The sequence below is a fragment of the uncultured Mucilaginibacter sp. genome (assembly GCF_903913935.1).
Classification (GTDB): domain Bacteria; phylum Bacteroidota; class Bacteroidia; order Sphingobacteriales; family Sphingobacteriaceae; genus Mucilaginibacter.
The window spans coordinates 1-2170 of record NZ_CAIWNH010000039.1 but is presented as its reverse complement, the minus strand read 5'-3'; the positions used below and the strand labels follow the sequence as shown (position 1 = coordinate 2170).

Annotated in this window: 3 protein-coding genes; all 3 read right to left on the bottom strand. The window is 44.8% G+C overall.

Features of this window, described 5'->3' with window-relative positions:
• On the bottom strand, positions 1–994 hold a 994-nt coding region (locus tag QZY09_RS01695), incomplete at its 3' end, for a hypothetical protein (RefSeq protein WP_295667383.1).
• A complete protein-coding gene (locus QZY09_RS01690; protein WP_295667381.1) occupies positions 991–1704 on the bottom strand; it encodes a hypothetical protein in 714 nt (237 codons plus the stop codon). The genes QZY09_RS01695 and QZY09_RS01690, both read right to left, overlap by 4 nt.
• A partial coding sequence (locus QZY09_RS01685) for a hypothetical protein (RefSeq protein ID WP_295667378.1) occupies positions 1701–2170 on the bottom strand: 470 nt, incomplete at its 5' end. The genes QZY09_RS01685 and QZY09_RS01690, both read right to left, overlap by 4 nt.

Here is a 2170-nt window from a genome sequence, read left to right as displayed (position 1 = left end):
CAACGTCTTTTCGTTTACCGTCTTCGGCAAAGGTAGTGGTAAGCTGCCAGTTCAAAGTGTTCCGGGTATGGGCCCAGTTTGCTGATATATACAGTTTGGCCGGGAAATTATTGACCGTACCAGATACGGTACCGCCCGACCATGGTCCCGGTATCCTTTTATCCCATAATGGTCCGCCCCTTCCTACCGGGCGAATCCGATAGAGTACATATCCCCTGTCATATACAATTGGCAGCCTGTAAAACAATTGCTTAAGTACTATTCTCGTGGCATTTTCAGCAAAGTCGTATCGTATGGCCGATTGGGGCAGCGGGGTGCCATCCGTACTATAGTCATCAACATATAAAATTTCAAGTTCATAATCCTCCGCATATGGAACTAAGGGCCAGCTGATAACCAGTTCGTTAGAGATACCGTCGACGCAATTGCCCGAAGTGACCGAAACCGGCAGGTTTAAATTTGGCTGGACATAATGTGTTTGGGTGATGCTGAGGTTCAACTCTACGATCCTGCTTACCGCGGTGTATAGGTCAGTACCCGCCGGCGGCGTGCCGGTTAAAGTAACCGACTGAATGGTATAGGTTGAGTTGTACGCGTTTGAGTAACTAAAAAAATCAATCCGCTGGCTGCTGCCCTGCGTATGATTGTTGATATGCAATTCCACGATCTGAGAACTAAAAGCGGCGCTGCCCAATAGCTGGTATTTAAGTTCGCCTTTAATGGTCAAATCATATTCAAAATTTACCGGGAGATCGGTAGTTTCATATTGATAAAGCTCCAGCGTATTTGCAAATGCGTAAAACTCCTGGCCCGAATTTACCTGCGCTGCCCAGTTTACACTGCCCGGCGCGGTTGCCTGCATTACCGGCTGGTTGGTGTTATTATTGACGATAAAATTGATCCCGTTAAAGGGGAAATTGATTTTAGGCCCCGTACCCCCAAAAAGGGCTGTAAAGCTTAAAGAAAAAAGAATGAAGAGCAGGTTTCTTTTCATTGTTTTCCGGGTATTAATTTTATCCGATAGCCTTTATATTTTTCGGACGGTGCAATATTGACGGCATTTATGTTGATAAAGTCGCTTAGCGTTCCTGAATTATTTTGACCGGTATCGGGCAGGTATTCATAATCTACTTTGATGATTACGGTTGGGACGGTTGCCTGCCCGGCTTTTTTTAACGTGCGTACAAGCGGGTGATTTGCGGCCATAAACACGAGGAGCGATTTTATTTGATGTGCTTTTAAATCCAATAGCAATATTGCCGAAGTTATCCCGGCTTTTCCCCCGGACAGTTCCCAAGCGATAAAGCCGTTAGGCTCAACTTTTTTGATGAATGAGGTAAATCCCGAAAAGCCCTGGCTGAATACGGCTTTCAGTTGGGTGGAATCGATTTTCGCTGTTTTCGAGACGATCATATACCCGCCTGCCTGGTTTAGTTTTACCATATAGCCGCTGTCGCTGAACGATTCTAAACCATTCCCTTTATAATCAATAGCGGTATAATTCCGGGTGATCATGATCACTGATGAGTCGGCCGGGTGTGTCATTGCCGAATCGGCGTAATAGAAATATTTCTGAGCGACGGTGATCTTCGACTGGCTGAAAAACCAGTTATTCACTCCGTTAAATTCGTTCAAAAACAGGGCCTTTTGCGCTATCGCGGCAACAGGTATCGTCATAAAAAAAAGGCAGATCAGTTTTTTCATGGCGCTTTATAGGTTGAACTACGGGCTTCTTTTGTTGTGAGCACTCCCTGCTCGGTTTCTTTGCTTATTGATTGCACGTTGTTTTCACCGTCGTAATTATATTTGGTGAAGTAGTTGTTTTCGTCGTTGGTGAAAGTTAGTTTTTGGGTGTTCCTGTCATAAACATAGGTGGTCATTTTCCCATCAGCAGGATATATCCTTATATCGTCGAAATAGGTGTCGTGAGTGCCTTTGTTAAATACCAGGGTTAGGTTGGTAGCAGTTGCAGACACCGTAAATTCGCCGTAAATACGCTGCCATCCGTCGATAATGTTTCCCGATGTGTTAAATGTTGCATTGTCAACCGTTATGGAAGGGTCATTAAAAGTGTAGGCAAGTTCGTTACCGGTTTCCCTTACCCATGCCGATATAATATATTTCTTGCCTTTTGTGGGCCTGAATATGCCGGTGCAGCAAATAGGTTCCT

Excerpts from the sequence above, each read along its gene's own strand:
- QZY09_RS01690 (WP_295667381.1), bottom strand. The coding sequence starts at position 1,704 with ATGAAAAAACTGATCTGCCTTTTTTTTATGACGATACCTGTTGCCGCG.